General features: G+C 71.8%; 15 protein-coding genes. 10 read left to right on the top strand and 5 right to left on the bottom strand.

Going from position 1 to position 16,096, the window contains the following annotated elements; genetic code table 11:
- Position 1: 1 nt before the first annotated feature.
- From ACLF3G_RS17830 to ACLF3G_RS17820, 3 genes are all read right to left on the bottom strand, one after another.
- Positions 2-1,492 (bottom strand): PAS domain S-box protein, encoded by a 1,491-nt coding sequence (locus ACLF3G_RS17830; protein ID WP_430670758.1) that lies wholly within the window; start codon positions 1,490-1,492, stop codon positions 2-4.
- Positions 1,456-2,241: a CheR family methyltransferase gene (locus tag ACLF3G_RS17825; RefSeq protein WP_430670757.1), complete on the bottom strand. Its 786-nt coding sequence runs from the start codon at positions 2,239-2,241 to the stop codon at positions 1,456-1,458. Before ACLF3G_RS17825 ends, ACLF3G_RS17830 begins: the two co-directional genes overlap by 37 nt.
- An 88-nt stretch (positions 2,242-2,329) precedes the next feature.
- The gene (locus tag ACLF3G_RS17820; RefSeq protein WP_430670756.1) at positions 2,330-2,716 is read right to left on the bottom strand and encodes a hypothetical protein; all 387 of its coding nucleotides are present in this window, start codon (positions 2,714-2,716) and stop codon (positions 2,330-2,332) included.
- A 249-nt stretch (positions 2,717-2,965) separates the two neighbouring features.
- Between ACLF3G_RS17820 and ACLF3G_RS17815 the strand changes: the two genes are divergently transcribed.
- The 3 genes from ACLF3G_RS17815 to ACLF3G_RS17805 are packed head-to-tail and all read left to right on the top strand — an operon-like array spanning position 2,966 to position 5,544.
- The gene (locus ACLF3G_RS17815; RefSeq protein ID WP_430670755.1) at positions 2,966-3,799 is read left to right on the top strand and encodes a hypothetical protein; all 834 of its coding nucleotides are present in this window, start codon (positions 2,966-2,968) and stop codon (positions 3,797-3,799) included.
- Between the two features lie 12 nt (positions 3,800-3,811).
- Positions 3,812-4,255 (top strand): phage holin family protein, encoded by a 444-nt coding sequence (locus ACLF3G_RS17810; protein ID WP_430670754.1) that lies wholly within the window; start codon positions 3,812-3,814, stop codon positions 4,253-4,255.
- Positions 4,252-5,544, top strand: a complete 1,293-nt coding sequence (locus ACLF3G_RS17805; protein ID WP_430670753.1) for a DUF3618 domain-containing protein — start codon at positions 4,252-4,254, stop codon at positions 5,542-5,544. Before ACLF3G_RS17810 ends, ACLF3G_RS17805 begins: the two co-directional genes overlap by 4 nt.
- Here the strand turns inward: ACLF3G_RS17805 and ACLF3G_RS17800 are convergent.
- Complete coding sequence (locus ACLF3G_RS17800; RefSeq protein WP_430670752.1) at positions 5,541-6,116, bottom strand: TetR/AcrR family transcriptional regulator; 576 nt, start codon at positions 6,114-6,116, stop codon at positions 5,541-5,543. The genes ACLF3G_RS17805 and ACLF3G_RS17800 overlap by 4 nt on opposite strands.
- A gap of 126 nt (positions 6,117-6,242) precedes the next feature.
- Between ACLF3G_RS17800 and ACLF3G_RS17795 the strand changes: the two genes are divergently transcribed.
- A complete protein-coding gene (locus ACLF3G_RS17795) occupies positions 6,243-7,847 on the top strand; it encodes an ABC transporter substrate-binding protein (protein WP_430670751.1) in 1,605 nt (534 codons plus the stop codon).
- 136 nt (positions 7,848-7,983) lie between these two features.
- Here ACLF3G_RS17795 and ACLF3G_RS17790 read toward each other — a convergent pair whose 3' ends face one another.
- Positions 7,984-9,123, bottom strand: a complete 1,140-nt coding sequence (locus ACLF3G_RS17790; RefSeq protein WP_430670750.1) for a YihY/virulence factor BrkB family protein — start codon at positions 9,121-9,123, stop codon at positions 7,984-7,986.
- A gap of 100 nt (positions 9,124-9,223) precedes the next feature.
- Between ACLF3G_RS17790 and ACLF3G_RS17785 the strand changes: the two genes are divergently transcribed.
- The 6 genes from ACLF3G_RS17785 to ACLF3G_RS17760 are packed head-to-tail and all read left to right on the top strand — an operon-like array spanning position 9,224 to position 16,083.
- Positions 9,224-10,201, top strand: a complete 978-nt coding sequence (locus ACLF3G_RS17785; protein ID WP_430670749.1) for an ABC transporter permease — start codon at positions 9,224-9,226, stop codon at positions 10,199-10,201.
- Positions 10,201-10,893 (top strand): ABC transporter ATP-binding protein, encoded by a 693-nt coding sequence (locus tag ACLF3G_RS17780; protein WP_430670748.1) that lies wholly within the window; start codon positions 10,201-10,203, stop codon positions 10,891-10,893. The genes ACLF3G_RS17785 and ACLF3G_RS17780 overlap by 1 nt, the downstream gene beginning before the upstream one ends.
- On the top strand, positions 10,875-11,912 hold the full coding sequence (locus tag ACLF3G_RS17775) for an MlaD family protein (protein ID WP_430670747.1): 1,038 nt from the start codon (positions 10,875-10,877) through the stop codon (positions 11,910-11,912). The genes ACLF3G_RS17780 and ACLF3G_RS17775 overlap by 19 nt, the downstream gene beginning before the upstream one ends.
- On the top strand, positions 11,909-12,790 hold the full coding sequence (locus ACLF3G_RS17770) for a hypothetical protein (RefSeq protein ID WP_430670746.1): 882 nt from the start codon (positions 11,909-11,911) through the stop codon (positions 12,788-12,790). The genes ACLF3G_RS17775 and ACLF3G_RS17770 overlap by 4 nt, the downstream gene beginning before the upstream one ends.
- 37 nt (positions 12,791-12,827) lie before the next feature.
- Positions 12,828-14,525: a dihydroxyacetone kinase family protein gene (locus tag ACLF3G_RS17765; RefSeq protein WP_430670745.1), complete on the top strand. Its 1,698-nt coding sequence runs from the start codon at positions 12,828-12,830 to the stop codon at positions 14,523-14,525.
- A gap of 55 nt (positions 14,526-14,580) precedes the next feature.
- Complete coding sequence (locus ACLF3G_RS17760; protein ID WP_430670744.1) at positions 14,581-16,083, top strand: helicase HerA domain-containing protein; 1,503 nt, start codon at positions 14,581-14,583, stop codon at positions 16,081-16,083.
- Positions 16,084-16,096 lie beyond the last annotated feature (13 nt).

Genomic DNA, 16,096 nt, shown 5'->3' with positions numbered 1-16,096 from the left:
CTCAGGCCAGTTTCTGCCGCTCCGCGATGTCGTGCACCATGGCGATGAGGATTGGCGGGTCCTCCTTTGGGAAGTGCTGCAGGCACAACTCCACCGCGCGCTCCTGCCCGTCCGGGCCGCGTATCATCGCCTCGATCACCAGTTCCGGCCGCTTGCCCTCCAGCACCGGGGCCAGCATGGCGCGGAAGGGCTGCAGGGCGACGCCGACCAGAAGATCCGGCAGGGCGATGCGGCGCAACTGCGCGATCGTGTGGCCCAGCTTCTGTTCGCCGCCGTGGTTGACGAGCAGGAAGCGCAGCGTCTCCGGGTCCAGGAAATAGACCTCGTTCAAGGACTGCCCGATGATGCGGCCGAGATACCGGGCGTAGTCCTGGTCCTGCCGCGCCTCGGTCACATCCTCGATGATCAGCACCACACCCTGTGTCGCCTGGGTTTCGTAGCGAAGGGGTGAGACGCGGACGCGGCAGGTCAGGCTGCGGCCACGTCGGTCGACCGCCGCCACCACCTGCTCGGAATGTTCCGCCTCGCCGCCCAGCACACGCAGCATTTCGGCGCGCAGCCGGTCTACCGGCAGGCCGATGTCGAGCCCGAACACATCCTGGCCCTGCACCTCATCCGCCCGCAGGCCCCAGATACCCTCGTTCCAGCGGTTCCAGGATTGCACCTTCAGGGACGCATCGAGGACGACGATGCCGGCATCCATGCTGCGCAGGACCCCCTCCGCATAACGGTGATACTCGGCATTCTCCTCCTGCCGCAGGCGCAGCTCCTCGTTCACCGCCTCCAGCTCGTCGTTGGTGGATTGCAGCTCCTCGTTCATCGTCTCCAGCTCCTCGTTCGTGGACTGGAGTTCCTCGTTCGTGGTCTCGAGTTCCTCGTTGGTGGATTGCAGTTCCTCGTTGGTGGTCTCCAGCTCCTCGTTCGCGGACTGCAATTCCTCGACCGTGGTTTCCAGGGTTTCCTGTGCTGTCTGCAGTTCCTGCTGCATGGCCCAGGCGCGGGTGGTGTCGGTGAAGCCGATGAGGGTCGCGAATTGCTGGCCCTCCCGCCCGAACAGCGGCGTCACCTCGATGGTCAGGCGGACCGGCTCGGCCGGGGGGCGGTGGTATTCCTGGTGATCCACGCGGACGCTGCGGCCGGCGCGGGCGGCTTCCTCGATCCGGCTGCGAAGCTCCGCCGGGCGGTAGGAGATCGAAAGGTCATGGAACGGGCGGCCGACATCGCCTTCGCCCACCTCCAGCAGGCGGCGTGCGGAGGGGTTGGCGAAGACCAGCAGCCCCTCCCCATCCACCGCGAGGTAGGCCTGTGCCGTGCTGTCAGCGATCGCTTCCAGCAGTCGCTGGTGCAGCGCCGGCACCCGGGCGGTATTCGGTGCCGCGCCATTGGCGCCGATGGCGATCGACCCGCCGATGCTGCGGCGCCAGGTTTGCGGCACCTTGCGGAAGATGCGGTGCTTCAGGTCGACCGCCTCGAACAGCCGCGACCGCGCCAACTGGGTCTCCGCCTTGCCGAGGAACTCAGCCCGTCCTCGGCCAGGGCGTAGTGCAGCCGGGGCAGGACCTGGTTCTGGGTTTCCGTCTCCAGGTAGATCAGCAGGTTGCGGCAGACCAGCAGGTCGATGCGGATGATCGGCGCGTCATGCACCACGTTGTGCCGGCCGAAGATCACGCATTTCCGCAACTCGCGCTGGAAAACATAGTGGTTCGGCGTGCGGTCGAAATACTTGGCCAGCAGTTCCGGCGGCACGCCCTCCACGTCGCGCGGCGCGTAGGTGGCGTGGCGCGCAGTGCGGAGCGCGTCCTCGTCGAGGTCGGTGGCGTAGATCTTCAGGCGGTTGCAGACGTCGGCCCCGAACACCTCGGCGAAGGCCATGGCCAGGCTGTAGGGTTCCTCCCCGGTGGCGCAGCCGACGCTCCAGATGCGCAGGTGGCCATCGGTGCCGGCGCGCTCCCGCAGCCGCGGCACCACCTGGGTGCGCAGTGCGTCCCAGGCCTCGGTGTCCCGGAAGAAGGAGGTGACGTTGATGAGGACGGTGTTCAGCAGTTCCGGGAATTCGCCCGCGTGCTTCTCCAGGAAGGCATGGTAGGCACCGAAGCCCTCGATGCCCACGTCCTCCATGCGTCGCAGGATCCGCCGCCGCAGACTGGACTTCTTGTAGCCACGGAAGTCGACCCCGCGATTTTCCTGGATGTAGCGGATGAGCGCCTGGAGTTCGGGCTCAACCGTCTCGGTTCCGGTCATCGTCGGTCCTGTCTGCAACGTGACCGGTCTAGCACTTCATCCTTCGTCCTGCACGCGAAAGCCTGCCCTGGCGGAAGGCCTGCCCTGCCTATTGCAGCGGCGCGGCGTCTTCATCCGGGGCCTCGGTCCAGGCACCGGCCGGGGCTGCAACCTCGGGTGTCGGGTTGTCGGCCAGGATGGCGGCGGTGTCGTCGTCGAAGGCGGTCACCACGGCGCCGTCCTCCGCCGCCTCCGCCAGCCCCAGCGCCGCCAGGCTGGCTGCCACCACCCGCGCGGCAAGCGCAGCGGTACGCTCGTCGCGGCATTCCACCACCACCTCTGCCTCCTCCCCGTCGTCCTGCACCAATTCCACCAGGAAGAACTGCGCGCCCTGGCGTTCGGAGGTTTCCCAGACGCCTTCCGCGGTCCTGCGCATCGGAGTCACCGCGATCGAGATTGATTCGTCCTTGGTGGAAGCGGCCTTGCTGTCCGACATGATGCGATCCTCCTGCGCGACCCGCCACGCTGCGCGGGACGTTCGACTGAACGCGGGCGCTCCGCCGTGTGTGGCAGGCCTTTCCGCCGGCGCAAGATCGCGATGCTGCATCGCGAAACGCCGAGAAGCTACGGATGCGCAAAGAACCTTTGCGGGTGTGTGCTGTTGGAATGAACACAGGCGAGGGCGCGACTTCATCGAAGTCGGGCGGTCTGAGGAAATCACAGCAACAGCAGCCGAGGTGGGCAAATGAGCGACACGCGAATGCCGGGACACACCGGCCCGACACCGGCAGGCAACACGCCGGGCCATATGGGCGGCACCAGCATGGGTAGCCAGTCCAACGACGCCATGCGGCGCACGGCCGATGAGGCACGCGCCGCTGCTGGCACGATCCGTGAGGAAGCCGCGGGCGTCGCGAGCGACATCAAGAAGGAAGGCGCCGAAGTGGTGCGTGCCGCGCGCGAGCGCGCCGAGAGCTTCGCCGAGGCGCAGCAGCAAGCCGGGGCGGAGCATGCGGACAGCGTCGCGCGTTCCGTGCATGGCGCCGCCGACAAGCTCGGCGAGACATCGCCGCAGGTCGCACGCTACGTGCACGAGGCGGCGAACGCGATGGAGGGCATCGGCCGCACGCTCCGCGAAAGCACGCCGGGCGAGTTGCTTGGCCGCGTCGAGGACATCGCGCGCCGTCAGCCGGTCGCCTTCTTCGGCGCCGCGATGCTGGCGGGCTTTGCGCTGGTGCGCTTCGCGAAAAGCTCCGCCGATGCCTCTCGCCGCCGCCGCAGCGGCGGCTACACAAGCGAGTATTCCGGTGGCTACTCGGATTACACGGGGCGGCGGGTCGACCATGACAACGACCATCGCGCCGGCGCCGTGAGCCAGCGTCCCGTCGGGGCCGGTGGCGCCCCGGGCTGGGTTCCGCCGACGACGCCGGGTGCCAATGATGCGCATGCCGGAACGCACACAGGTGATGCCTCCGCGCCGGCACGCCCGGCAACGCTTGCCGCCGCATCACTGGGTGGCGCGGCGGCCTGGCCGGGTGGCAAGGCGCGCGATACCGATTTCCCAGAACGGGCTGGCTGAGGAGATACGGGCATGCCATCCGAGAACTATCAACCGACACAACCCACGGAGCGCTACATCGCGGACCGTCCGGCGAATGACCGTTCGCTGCCGGAGCTGTTCAGCACCGTCATCGGCCAGATGTCCACGCTGTTCCGCCAGGAGATCCAGCTGGCGCGGGCCGAGATGGGCGAGAAGGTGGGCCACGCGGCCGGCGCCATCACGCCGATCGCCGCGGGTGCCGCCATGCTGCTCGGCACCTTGATCCTGATGCTGTTCGCGCTGGTTTCGCTGCTGGTCTACTTCGATGTCCCGGTGGGCTGGTCGCAGCTCATCGTCGCGGTCTTCGCGGCGCTGGTCGGCTACCTGCTGATCCGCAGCGGGCTGAACCGCCTCAACACAGCCAACCTCGTCCCGAACCGCACGGCCGAACAGCTGTCGCGGGACGCCCAGGTCGCAAAGGAGCAGGTGCGATGAGCAGTGCAACGGATCCCGGCAACCGCACCAGCGCGCAGATCGAGAACGAGGTCGAAGCCACGCGCGCCAACCTGACCGAGACGCTGGAGCAGCTGCGCGACAAGGCTTCGCCCGGCCAGCTGTTCGAGCAGGCAATCGACTATGCGCGGAGTTCCGGCGGCGCGGAATTCACCCGCAACCTCGGCGCCTCCGTGCGCGACAACCCGCTGCCGCTGCTGTTGATCGGCGCCGGAATTGGCTGGCTGATGATGTCCGGCAACCAGACCGGGCGGCGCGGCGTGACGCGGACCTACGACTACGAGGACGACTACGCCGACAGCTACGGCAGCACCTATTCCGGTCGCCGCGTCGGTGTCTACGAGGCACCCTCCCGCGGGATCGGCGAGCGGGTCAGCGGGGCCGGTAGCGCGGTGACGGGGGCTGTATCCGGTGCGGCTGGCACCGTCTCCGATGCGGCCAGCCGGGCTGGCGAAGCGGTGGGCGATGCGGCCAGCGCCGTGCGCGAGAGTGTGGCCAGCGCCGCGAGCAGCGCGGCTGATGCTGCCAGCGCCGCCTATCGCAGCGTGGCCGGTGCGGTCGGATCCGCGGCTGGTTCCGTGCGCGGTGGCGCGCGACATGCGGGCGACCGGGCATCGCGCTTCGCCGGCGGCTCGCGCGACCGCTTCGGCAACTATGTCGGGGAGTCGCGGGACCGTCTTGGCCATTACGCGGAGGATGCCCGCGACCGCTTCGGCCACTACGCGGACGACGTGCAGCATGGTGCGTCGCGCCTGATGCAGGAACAGCCGCTGGTGATCGGTGCCGTCGGCCTCGCCCTTGGTGCCGCGATTGGTGCGCTGTTGCCTGGCACGGAAACCGAGGATCGTTGGATGGGCGAGACCCGCGACGACCTGGCCGAGCGGGCGCAGGAGATGGCCCAGCAGGGCTATGAGCAGGCGCGCGAGAAGGTCGGCGAACAGGCCGAGCGGGCGCGCGAGGCGGTCAGCGGCGCCGCGGCGGGCCTGGTGCCGCAGGTGCGTGAGGCGGTGCGCGAGACGGCGAAGGACATTGCCGGTCAGGCCCATGGTGCGATCGGCAAGGCCGAGGAGGCCGTGAAGGACCGGTCCGCCACGGCGGGCACGTCCAGTGCGGCGTCTGCCGGCGGCACGTCGCCCGGCAATACCAATCCCGGTGGCACCACCGGTAGCGGATCGCTGGCCACGCCGTATGTCAGCCCCACCGCGACGCATTCGGGTTCCACCACGACGCCGATTGCGCCCGGTGCTGGAACCGGCTCCGGCCGGGTCTAGTCCAGCAGGACCAGGCCCTGACGGACCGCGCCCTCCAGCAGGGCGCGGTCCGGACGGCCGCGGGACAGGACGCGAAGGCCCATCACCAGGGCCACCAGCAGCCGCGCGAGGTCGGCCGGATCCCGCGCGGCATTGATGCTGCCCGCACGCTGGCCCGCTTGCGCGGCACGGCGGAAAAAACCCTCCAGCTCCGCGAGCCGCGCCGTCACCACCTGCCCGACATCGCGGTCGTGTGGCGCCAGTTCCAGCGCCGAATTCACCAGCAGGCAGCCAAGCCTGTCGCGCAGCGATCGGGCGACGATCTCCTGCAGCATCGTCTCGATCGCCTGCCGTGGCGTGAGCTCCGCCTCCAGCCGCGCGATGCGCGTCCGCATTCCCATGTCGAGGTAGCGGTCCAGGCAGCGTGCGAACAGCCGGCGCTTGTCGCCGAAGGCGTTGTAGAAGCTCGCCTGGCCGATCCCCATCGCCTGCCCGAGGTCGCGCACGGACGTCGCGGCATAGCCATGGCGCCAGAACCGCTGCATCGCGGCCTCCAGCACCCCATCCTCGTCGAATTCGCGCGGCCGGGGCATCGGCGGCAGGACCTTTCAACTGGCTGGCGCGCCGCGCGGCCGACTCCGCCGCGCCGTGGCAGCTTGCCCGATATGGAGCGAACAGTCCATAATACCGGATCGTAATGTCACCGGGGGTTCCCAGCCATGCTCACCCGCCTTGCCGCGCTCGCCGTGGGCGTAACGCTCACCGCCTGGGTGACCGCGGCGCCGCTCCAGGCGCAGCCCGTGCCGCCCGAACGCGTGCTGCGCATGGTGCCGAACGCGGACCTGCAGACGCTGGACCCGATCAACACGACGGCCGGCGTGGTGCAATCGCATGCGCACATGATTTACGACCAGCTGTTCGGCCGCGATGCGCAGCAGCGCCCGCAGCCGCAGATGGTGTCGGCATACAGCGTCTCGCCCGATGCGCTGGTCTGGCGCTTCACGCTGCGCGAGGGGCTGAAGTTCCACGACGGCGCGCCCGTGACGGCGACCGACGTGGTTGCCTCCCTGCGGCGTTGGGGCGCGCGCGACCCGCATGGCCGGCAGATCATGGCCATCACCACCGCCATGGAAGCACAGGCCGATGGCCGCACCGTGGCGTGGACGCTGAGCCGGCCCTACGGCCTAATGCTGGACGCGCTGTCGAAGCCCGCCGGCAACATGCCCGCCATCATGCCAGCGCGCGTCGCAGCCACAGACCCCTTCACGGCCATCCGGGAGACCATCGGCAGCGGCCCCTTCATCTTCGTGCGGGAGGAATGGGTGCCGGGCAGCACGGTGGTGTATCGCCGCAATCCGGACTACGTGCCGCGTAGCGAGCCCGCCTCCGGCACCGCCGGCGGCAAGGTGGCGCATGTGGACCGCGTGGAATGGCTGAACATCGCCAACGCGCAGACCTCCGCCCTGGCGCTGATCCAGGGCGAGATCGACTATGTCGAGAGCCCCGGCGTGGACTTCCTGCCGATGCTGCGGCGGCGCGGCATGCAGATCATCCGCACCAACACGCTCGGTGCGCCGGGCATGATCCGCATGAACCACATCCACCCGCCCTTCAACGACCAGCGCGCGCGGGAAGCGCTGATGCTGCTGGTGAACCAGGAGGAATTCCTCCAGGCGATGTTCCCGGACCCGTCGCTGTACCAGGTGTGCCACGCCTTCTTCATCTGCGGTTCGCCGCAGGAGACGAATGCCGGTGTCCCCGAAGGCCTCGGCACGCCGGCGGCACGCGAACGGGCGCGGCAGTTGCTGCGCGAATCAGGCTATGACGGCAGCCCGATCGTCATCATGGACCCGACCGACAATCCCTTCGTCCATGCCGCGACGCTGGTGCTGGCGCAGCAGATGCAGTCGGTCGGCTTTCGCACGGATGTGCAGGCCACCGACTTCGCGTCCATGGCCGGGCGCCGCGCCAACCGTCGTCCGCCGAGCGAGGGCGGCTGGCATATCGGCCTGACCTTCTGGAACGGGCTCGGCGCGTCCGACCCGGTCGGCAACGTGCCGATGCAGGCAAGCTGCGAGCGGGCCTGGCCGGGCTGGCCGTGCGACCCGGCGCACCAGGCGCTGATCGATGCCTTCCCCTATGCCGCCGACGCCGCCGAGCGGAAGCGCATCCTGGAGGAGCTGCACGCCAGCGCCTACCGTCTGGTGCCCTACGTCCCCTACGGGCAGTGGTACCTGCCGAGCGCGGTAACGCCGCGCATCAGCAACGTTCTCGCGATGCCGGGCATCATCATCGCCTGGAACATCCAGAAGACCGCGCGCTAGCCTCGCGGACGGCAGATCGGCGGCCCCTGCGGACCGCCCAGCGGTCCGAGGCCGTGAACGCGGCCCGCCGCCTATGCGGCGGGCCAAGCGGCCGGACAGCCACGCCCGGCACAGCCGCGCCCGGCGCGCGAGGGCCTCAAGAAGCCACCGTATCCGCCATCTCCGCCTGGCGCTGCCCCATCGGCCGTTCCGGGCGGGTGGTGGTGTCGCGGGCGGTCTGGTGTTCCATCTCGGCGTTCACCTCTGCCCCCAGAAGGATCACTGCCGCCGAGATCCAGATCCAGGTCATGAAGCCGATGACGGCGCCGAGCGAGCCGTAGGTCTCGTTGTAGCTGCCGAAATTGGCGACATACCAGGAGAAGATGGCGGAGACGCCAAGCCAGGCGAGCGCGGCAAAGGCGCTGCCCCAGGTCACCCAGCGCCAGCGCGCCTTCGCCCGGCTCGGCCCCCAGCGATACAGGCAGGCCAGCACCAGCGAGACCACCAGCAGCAGCAGCGGCCAGCGCCCATAGGCGAGCAGCGCCTCCACAGTCGAGCCCAGGCCGACGAAGCCCAGCACCACCGGCAAGGCGACCACCGCCACCATGGTCAGGATGGCGAAGACGATGAAGCCAAGGGTGAACAGCAGCGTCGTCACAGTCAGCTTGATGAAGCTGCGCTTCTCATGCTCCTCGTAGACCACGTTCAGGGCATCGAAGACCGCCTTCGCCGCCTGGTTGGCGGACCACAGCGAGACCAGCAGGCCGGCAATCGCGCCGAAGCCCAGCGTACCGGTCGCGGTCTCGGCAACGCGGCTGACCTGCTCGTTGATGATGTCCATGCCGCCGCCGGGGACGACGCCGCCGAGCGCTTCCAGGTGACCCTGGATCGTAGCGGGGTCTGCGACCAGCGCATACAGCGACACCAGCGCAGCAATCGCCGGAAACAGCGCCAGCAGCGTGTAGAAGGTGATGCCGGCGGCCTCCGTCAGCAGCCGGTCTTCGCTGGCCTGGGACAGGGTGCGCTTCGCCACCTGCCACCAGCCGCGCGCCGGGATTTCGGATGGGGTGGTGGCATTTCGTCCGCGACCTTGAACCTCGCTGCCAGTCGCGGCGTCCTGTTGCCCGGTGCCCACCTGACCCACGCGCCGCTGGCGTGCGGCATCGCGTCGGGCTCGCGACAGCACCGGCTGTGGGCCGCCCCGCTTGGCATTGATGGCCAGCAATCCGGCCAGCGCTGCCGCGGCGACCATCCATCCCCCGCCGCCCTGGCGGGCATCCCCCTGATTGTCCGGCATGTGCGAAGGCCTCCGTCGTTCGGTGGCGCAACGCAACCGCGCCGCCCGGGTGCCGCCGGTGCGGAAACTTTTTGCCGCGCGGGGCGCTGAACGATGCGGGATGGCAAGGGAGGAGGCGATGCTGGAGGCACGGCCCGCCCCGGCGCGGAAGGCGCCGCCCGACCGGACGCCGGCGGTGCGGGATGGCGCGAGCCCGGTCCTGCAATTCCCGCCTCGCCCCACTGCCGCGGCCACGCCCCGGCAACAGGCGGCCCCGCCACCTGCGTCCCGCGATGAACCGCCACCCGCCCTGGTCTGGCTGCTTCTGGAGCGTCTCGGTGCGCCGGTGCGGCGCGGCGTGCTGCTGCTGCTCGCGACCGCGGCCCTCGCCCTCGGCGTGGTGTCGGAAGGCGTCCGGCCGGGGACCTGGCGCCGCACGCTGCGCGCGGAGTTCCGCCGTACCCTGCGCCAGGCCATCGCCGGCGGCCTCGGCACGGTCCTCATTACCGCCTGCATCGTCGGCTGGGGCATCGTCCACCAGACGCTGACCTGGCTCAGCTACGCGGGGCAGGAGGGCCTCACCGGCAACCTGCTGACCGTGGTCCTGGTGCGGGAGGTGACGCCGGTGCTGGTTGGGCTGATCCTGCTCGGCCGCAGCGGCACCGTCACGGTGGTGGAGTTCGGCGCCACCAAGGCCAGTGGCCAGTTGGACGTGCTGGAGGCGCAGGGCCTCGACCCCTTCGCGCTGCTGGTGCTGCCGCGCGTGGTGGCGCTGTCGCTCGCCTGCTTCACGCTGGGCGTCATCTTCCTCGGCGTCGCATTGGCCACCGGATACATGACAAGCTGGCTGGGCGGCCTGGCCCAGGTGACGCCGCGCGAACTGCTGGTGAACCTGTTCGGCGCGACGGATACCGCGGAGTTCGCGCTGTTCGCGGTGAAGCTGGTGCTGGTGGGCGCCGTGGTGGCGCTGGTCTGCGCCATCACCGGCATGTCCTCGACGCGCGCGGAGACGCCGTCCCACCTGCTGCCGCGCGGCTTCGTGCGCGGCTTCCTCGGCATCCTGGCCACCAGCGCGCTGCTCAGCGTGGCGGCGGCGTGATGGCGGGGGGCGCGCCCGTGCTGGACCTCCAGGCGGCACTTTCCGAGCCGGGCGTCTCGCCGATCGACGGGCCGGTGGAGTTGCGCCTGGCGCCGGGGGAGTTGGCGCTGGTGCGGGCGGAGGATCCGGCGATGGCCCGCGCGCTGGCCTTGCTGTGCGCCGGGCTGGTCCCGCTGCGGGCGGGGCGCGTCGCCTTCCTGGGCCAGGATTGGGCAACGCTGCCGCGGCAGCCGGCGCAGGCGCTGCGCGGCCGCATTGGCCTCGCGCCGGGTGATGGCGGCTGGCTACCGCATCTCAGCGTGGCGGACGGCATGCTGCTGGCCCGTCGCCACCACGACGACATCCCCGATGCGGCCCTGCGTGAGGAGGCCGAGGCGCTGGTCCGGCTGTTCGGCCTGCCCGGCTTGCCGCTGGAGCATCCGGCGGAGATGTCGCGTGAAGACCTGGCGCGGGCCGGCTGTGCACGCGCCTTTCTCGGCGCGCCGGCGCTGGTGCTGCTGGAAAGCCCGCTGGACCGGGAGACGGCGGACAAGCTGGCCGGTCCGCTGTTGCAGGCGCTGGAGCCGGCGCGGGCGCGCGGCGCCGCCGCCATCTGGTCCACCCGGTCCCGTCGCGCCTGGGAAACCCCCGGCTTTCCCGCGACGCAGTGGTTCGAACTCGAGGAGGATGGGCTGTGTCGAGCACCACCATGACGCGGGAAGACCGGGTCCGCCTGCGCCACACCGATCGCTGGGTCGGCGTGCTGGTGATCCTGGCGCTCGCCCTGTTCTTCGGCGCCCTGTTCCAGCGTGGCTTGATCCGCGAATGGTTCGCCAGCGGCACGACCCTCACGGTGATGCTGCCGGAGGAAGGCGTCGCCGGGCTTTCGGTGGGGGCGGAGGCGGAGGTGCTGGGCATCCGCGCCGGCACCGTGCGCCGCATCGTGGTGGACCCGAACCAGCGCATCCACGCCGAACTGCGCATCGAGGAACAGGCGAAGCCCTTCATCCGCCAGGACTCCACCGCCGTGGTACGCCGTCGGTTCGGCGTCGCCGGCCCGGCCTTCCTCGATATCCAGCGCGGCGAGGGGCCGCCGCTGAACTGGGACTGGGCCACCATCGAGGCGACCAGCGAACGTGCGCCGACGGAAACCGTGGGCGCCCTGCTGGACGAGTTGCAGAAGCGCGTCTTCCCGATCTTGGACGAACTGCGTACCGGCACCGCCGCCTTCGCCGCCGCGACGCAGCGGCTGGAACGCGGGGAGGGCACGGTGGGCCGCCTGCTGGCCGACGACACGCTGGTGCGCCGGGCGGAGGAAGCGACGCAGCGCGCCGCGACGCTGATGCAGAACCTTGAGACGGCGTCGCGCGACGTGCAGACCCTGACGGCCAGCCTGACCGGCACCGGCAACGGGGGCCGCGCATCGCCGAACTCGTTGCCCGCGCTGATGGCACGCGCCGACCGCGCGCTGGCGCAGGTCGAACGCGCGACCGCCGACATCGCCCGCGCCACGCCGGCGCTGCCGCGCGTTACCGCGAATGTGCGGGACGGCACGGACAGCCTGCCGGCGGTGATGGTGCAGGCGCAGGAAGCGGCGCGGCAGATGGAATTGCTGCTGGCCCAGCTGCGCCGACATTGGCTGCTCGGCGGCGGTGGTGGTGGCGGCGCGGAGGTGCGCAGCGTCTCGGCCGGTGCCGTGCCGCGGCCGATGGTGGAACGGCTGCGCCCGTGAAACGGCTGGCGGCGCTGGTGCTGATCGCGGCTCTGGCCGCCTGTGGTGGCCGCGCGCCGCCGCCGGGACCGCCGCCCGATGGCGTGCTGGACCGCGCCGCCGACAGCGCACGGGATGCGCTGAACCAGGACCAGCCGCAGGTCGCGGAGCGGCTGTATGCCCGCGCCCTGGCGCGGGCGCGGGAACGCGACGATGCCGCGGCGATTGATGCCATGGCCTTCGGCCAGGCCACCTCGGCGCTCGCGCATGGCGATGCCGCGGCGGCGCTGGCGGTGGCGCAGGAGGTCCGCGTGGGCCTCGCCCGGCGCGGCCGCGGCGCCTCCGCGGGCCTGCTGCTGGCGGAGGCGACGGCGCTGTTCCGGCTGAACCGCGTGCCGCAGGCGGAGGCGCTGGCGCGGCAGGTGGCCCAGCGCGGCGCGGAGAATGCCGAAGCGGCGCTGCGCGCGCAGTTCCTACTCGGACTGATCGCCTCGCAGCGGCAGGATCTGCGCGGCGTCACGGCCGCGCGTGCCGCCATCGGCGCCCCGGCGGATATCGCCTTCCGCGCCGATGCGGTGGAGCTGGAGGCCGCTGCCGCCCTGCTGCGCGGCGATCCCGCCACTGCCCGGGTCCATGCCGTGACGGCGGCCGAACTGCGCCGGCAGTCGCTCGACTACCGCGGCCTGTCCCGCGCCCTGGCGGCGGAGGGGGCGGCGCTGGAACGGCTTGGCCAGCCGGGTGCCGCGGCCGATGCCTATCTGCGGGCCGGGCGCGGCGCCGCCGAACGTGGCGAGGCCACGGATGCGCGGCGCTGGCTCGGCGAGGCGGAGCGGCTGGCGGGCGCCGATGCCGGGCTGCGTGCAGCCATCCGCCAGGCCCGCGCGACACGGGACCGCTGAGCTTGCCCGCCCTTCGCGCAGTGCCGAGGATGGCGGCGTGGAGGACCGCATGAAGAAGCTGGTGAACGATCCGCGCCGCGTGGTGCGGGAGATGTTGGAAGGCTTGGCCGACCTCAACCCCGGCCTGGCGCTGCTGGACACCGAGGATGTGGTGGTTCGCGCCGGGCTGCCGGAGCCGGCGGGGCGTCCGGTCGCGGTGCTGTCCGGCGGCGGCAGCGGGCATGAGCCGGCGCATGCGGGCTATGTCGGAGAGGGCATGCTGGCCGGCGCCATCGCCGGGGATGTCTTCACCTCGCCTTCCGTCGACGCCGTGCTGGCCGCGATCCGTGCCGCCGCCGGGCCGCGCGGGGCGCTGCTGGTGGTGAAGAACTACACCGGCGACCGGCTGAACTTCGGACTCGCCGCCGCGCTGGCCACCGCCGAGGGCATTCCGACCGAAGTCGTCCTGGTCGCCGATGACGCGGCGCTGCGCGACACGGTGGCGCCCGGCCAGCGGCGCGGAATCGCCGGAACCGTGCTGGTGCACAAGGTCGCCGGCGCCGCGGCGGCGGCCGGCCTTGCGCTGGAGGAAGTGCGGGCGGAGGCCGAGGCCGCGGCGGCCTCGGTGGTGTCCATGGGTGTGGCGCTCGGCGCCTGCACGGTGCCGGCCGCCGGCACGCCCGGCTTCACGCTGGGCGTGGACGAGATGGAACTCGGCCTCGGCATCCATGGCGAACAAGGCGTCCGCCGCAGCGCCATGCAGCCCGCCGACGCGATCGTCGCCACCATCCTGGACACGCTGGTGGCGGATGCCGGGCTGGCGGCGGGGGATGAGGTGGCGCTGCTGGTCAACGGGCTGGGCGGCACGCCGCCGATGGAATTGGCCATCGTCGCCCGCGCCGCGCTGGCCGCGCTGCGGACCCGCGGCATCGCGGTCCCGCGCGGCTGGGCGGGCAACTTCATGACGGCGCTGGAGATGCCCGGCTGTTCGCTGAGCCTGATGCGGCTGGACGCGGCGCGGCTGGCGCGGCTGGATGCGCCCGCCACGGCGCCGGCCTGGCCCGGCGGCGGGATGCTGGTGCCACGCCGGGTGGTGGCGGCGCCCCCGGCGGAGGCCGCCACGTCGGCCACCGCGCCCGGCCCGCTGGCCCCGGTCCTGCGCCGCGCGGTGCTGGCGGTGGCGGCGGCGCTGGAGGCGGAGGAGCCGGGGCTGACGGCGCTCGACAGCCATGCGGGGGATGGCGACCTCGGCCTGTCCATGGCGCGCGGCGCGGCGGCGGTCCGCGCGCTGCCTGAGGCCGCCTTCGCCACCCCGGCCAGCACGCTGACCGCCATGGCGCAGGCGCTGCGTCGGGCCATCGCCGGCAGTTCCGGGCCGTTCTACGCCGCGGCGCTGCTGGCCGCGTCCCGGCGGCTGGACCAGCCCGCGCCGGGGCGCGCCGAGTGGGAGGCCGGCTTCAGCGCCGCCGTCGAGGCGATCGGCGAACTCGGCGGCGCCAGGCCGGGCGATCGCACCATGCTCGACGCCCTGCACCCGGCCGCCGAGGCCTTCGCCGCCGCGCGGCACCTGCCCGCTGGCGCGGCCTGGGATGCCGCGCTGGCCGCGGCGCTGGCGGGCCAGGAGGCGACGCGCAGCATGCGCCCCCGACTCGGCCGCGCCGCCTATCTCGGGGACCGGGCGCTCGGCCAGCCGGATGCCGGGGCGGCTGCGGTGCTGGTCTGGATGCGGGCGGTCGGAACCAGCCTGGGGCGGTGATCGTCGGCCGGCGCCACTTCCGGTAGGGCGCGGTTGCCGCTAGGTCTCCGGCCTGATGACCATCGCCATTGATATCGGCCTGAGCGCCTCCGGCACCCCCGCTACCCTGGACCTGGAGGAACTGCTTTCCACCCGCCTGCTGGTGCAGGGCAACTCCGGCTCCGGCAAGTCCCATCTGCTGCGGCGGCTGCTGGAACAGAGCGCCCCCTGGGTGCAGCAGGTGGTGGTGGACCCGGAGGGGGACTTCGTCTCCCTGGCCGACCGCCACGGGCACCTGGTGGTGGATGCGGCCGACCATACCGAGGCCGCCTTGCAGGTGGTGGCGGAACGGGTCCGGCGGCACCGCGTCTCCGTCGTGCTGAACCTGGAGAGCGTCGAGGTGGAGCAGCAGCTTCGCTTGGCGGCGGCCTTCCTCGGCGGGCTGTTCGACGTGGACCGGGATGCCTGGAACCCGGTGATGGTGGTGGTGGACGAGGCGCAGTTGTTCGCCCCAGCCGCCGCCAGCGAGACCTCCGACGAGGCCCGCCGTGCCGCCCTGGGGGCCATGACCAACCTGATGTGCCGCGGCCGCAAGCGCGGGCTGGCCGGCGTGATCGCGACGCAGCGGCTGGCCAAGCTGGCGAAGAACGTCGCCGCCGAGGCGTCCAACTTCATGATGGGCCGCACCTTCCTCGACATCGACATGTCCCGTGCGGCGGACCTGCTGGGGATGGAGCGTCGGCAGGCGGAGGTCTTCCGCGAACTGGAGCGCGGGCATTTCGTGGCGCTCGGCCCGGCGCTGTCGCGCCGGCCGTTGCGGCTACGGATCGGCGCGGTCGAGACCGGCTCCCGCAGCGCCGCGCCGAAGCTGGTGCCGCCGCCGCCGGTGGCCTCGGCGGCGGAAACCCGCGGGCTGATCCTGACGGCCTCCGAGCCCGAGGCGATCCGTCCCCCACGCCGCACCCCGCGCCCGCCGGCACCCGACATCCTGTCGCAGTTGGCGCAGCATCGCCCGGCCTTGGCGCAGGCCGAGCCGGTGGCGACGCCGACGCCGGAAGAAAAGGCGGAACAACGCCGCAGGCTGGCCGCCGTGCTGCAGAAGGTGCTGGCGGAGCCGGATGCGCCGTTCCGGCCGGCCAGCGTGCTGTACCAGGACTTCCTGGTGCGCTGCCGGATCGAGGAGGTGACGGGCCCCGCCATCGACATCCCCGCCTTCCGCCGCCTGCTGACCACCGCGCGTGCCGGCATCGGCGCCGACGCCGCGGAGGGCAGCGACTGGGCGCAGGCGGTGGCGCGGGCGGAGGCGCTGCCGGACGATGTGCAGGGCGTCTTCCTGCTGCTGGCCCGCGCCGCGCTGGAACGGCTGCCCTGTCCCTCCGACGCCACCTTGGCGCGGGCCTATGGCAGCCGGTCCATCGGCCGCGCCCGGCGCCTGCTGACCTATATGGAGGAACAGGGCGCGTTGGTGATCCGGGCGGAACGCGGCGGGCGGCGCAGCGTGGTGCTGGTCGGCCTCGCCTGGGAAACCACGCCGGGCGACCCGAACGGACCCGAGGAGGCCGTGACCGCGGCGGCCTGAGCGCCTATCTCGG

It is taken from the genome of Falsiroseomonas sp. HC035, assembly GCF_050563525.1.
Classification (GTDB): Bacteria; Pseudomonadota; Alphaproteobacteria; order Acetobacterales; family Acetobacteraceae; genus Falsiroseomonas.
The sequence above is the reverse complement of the archived record's forward strand: the minus strand, read 5'-3'. Positions and strand labels throughout refer to the sequence as shown.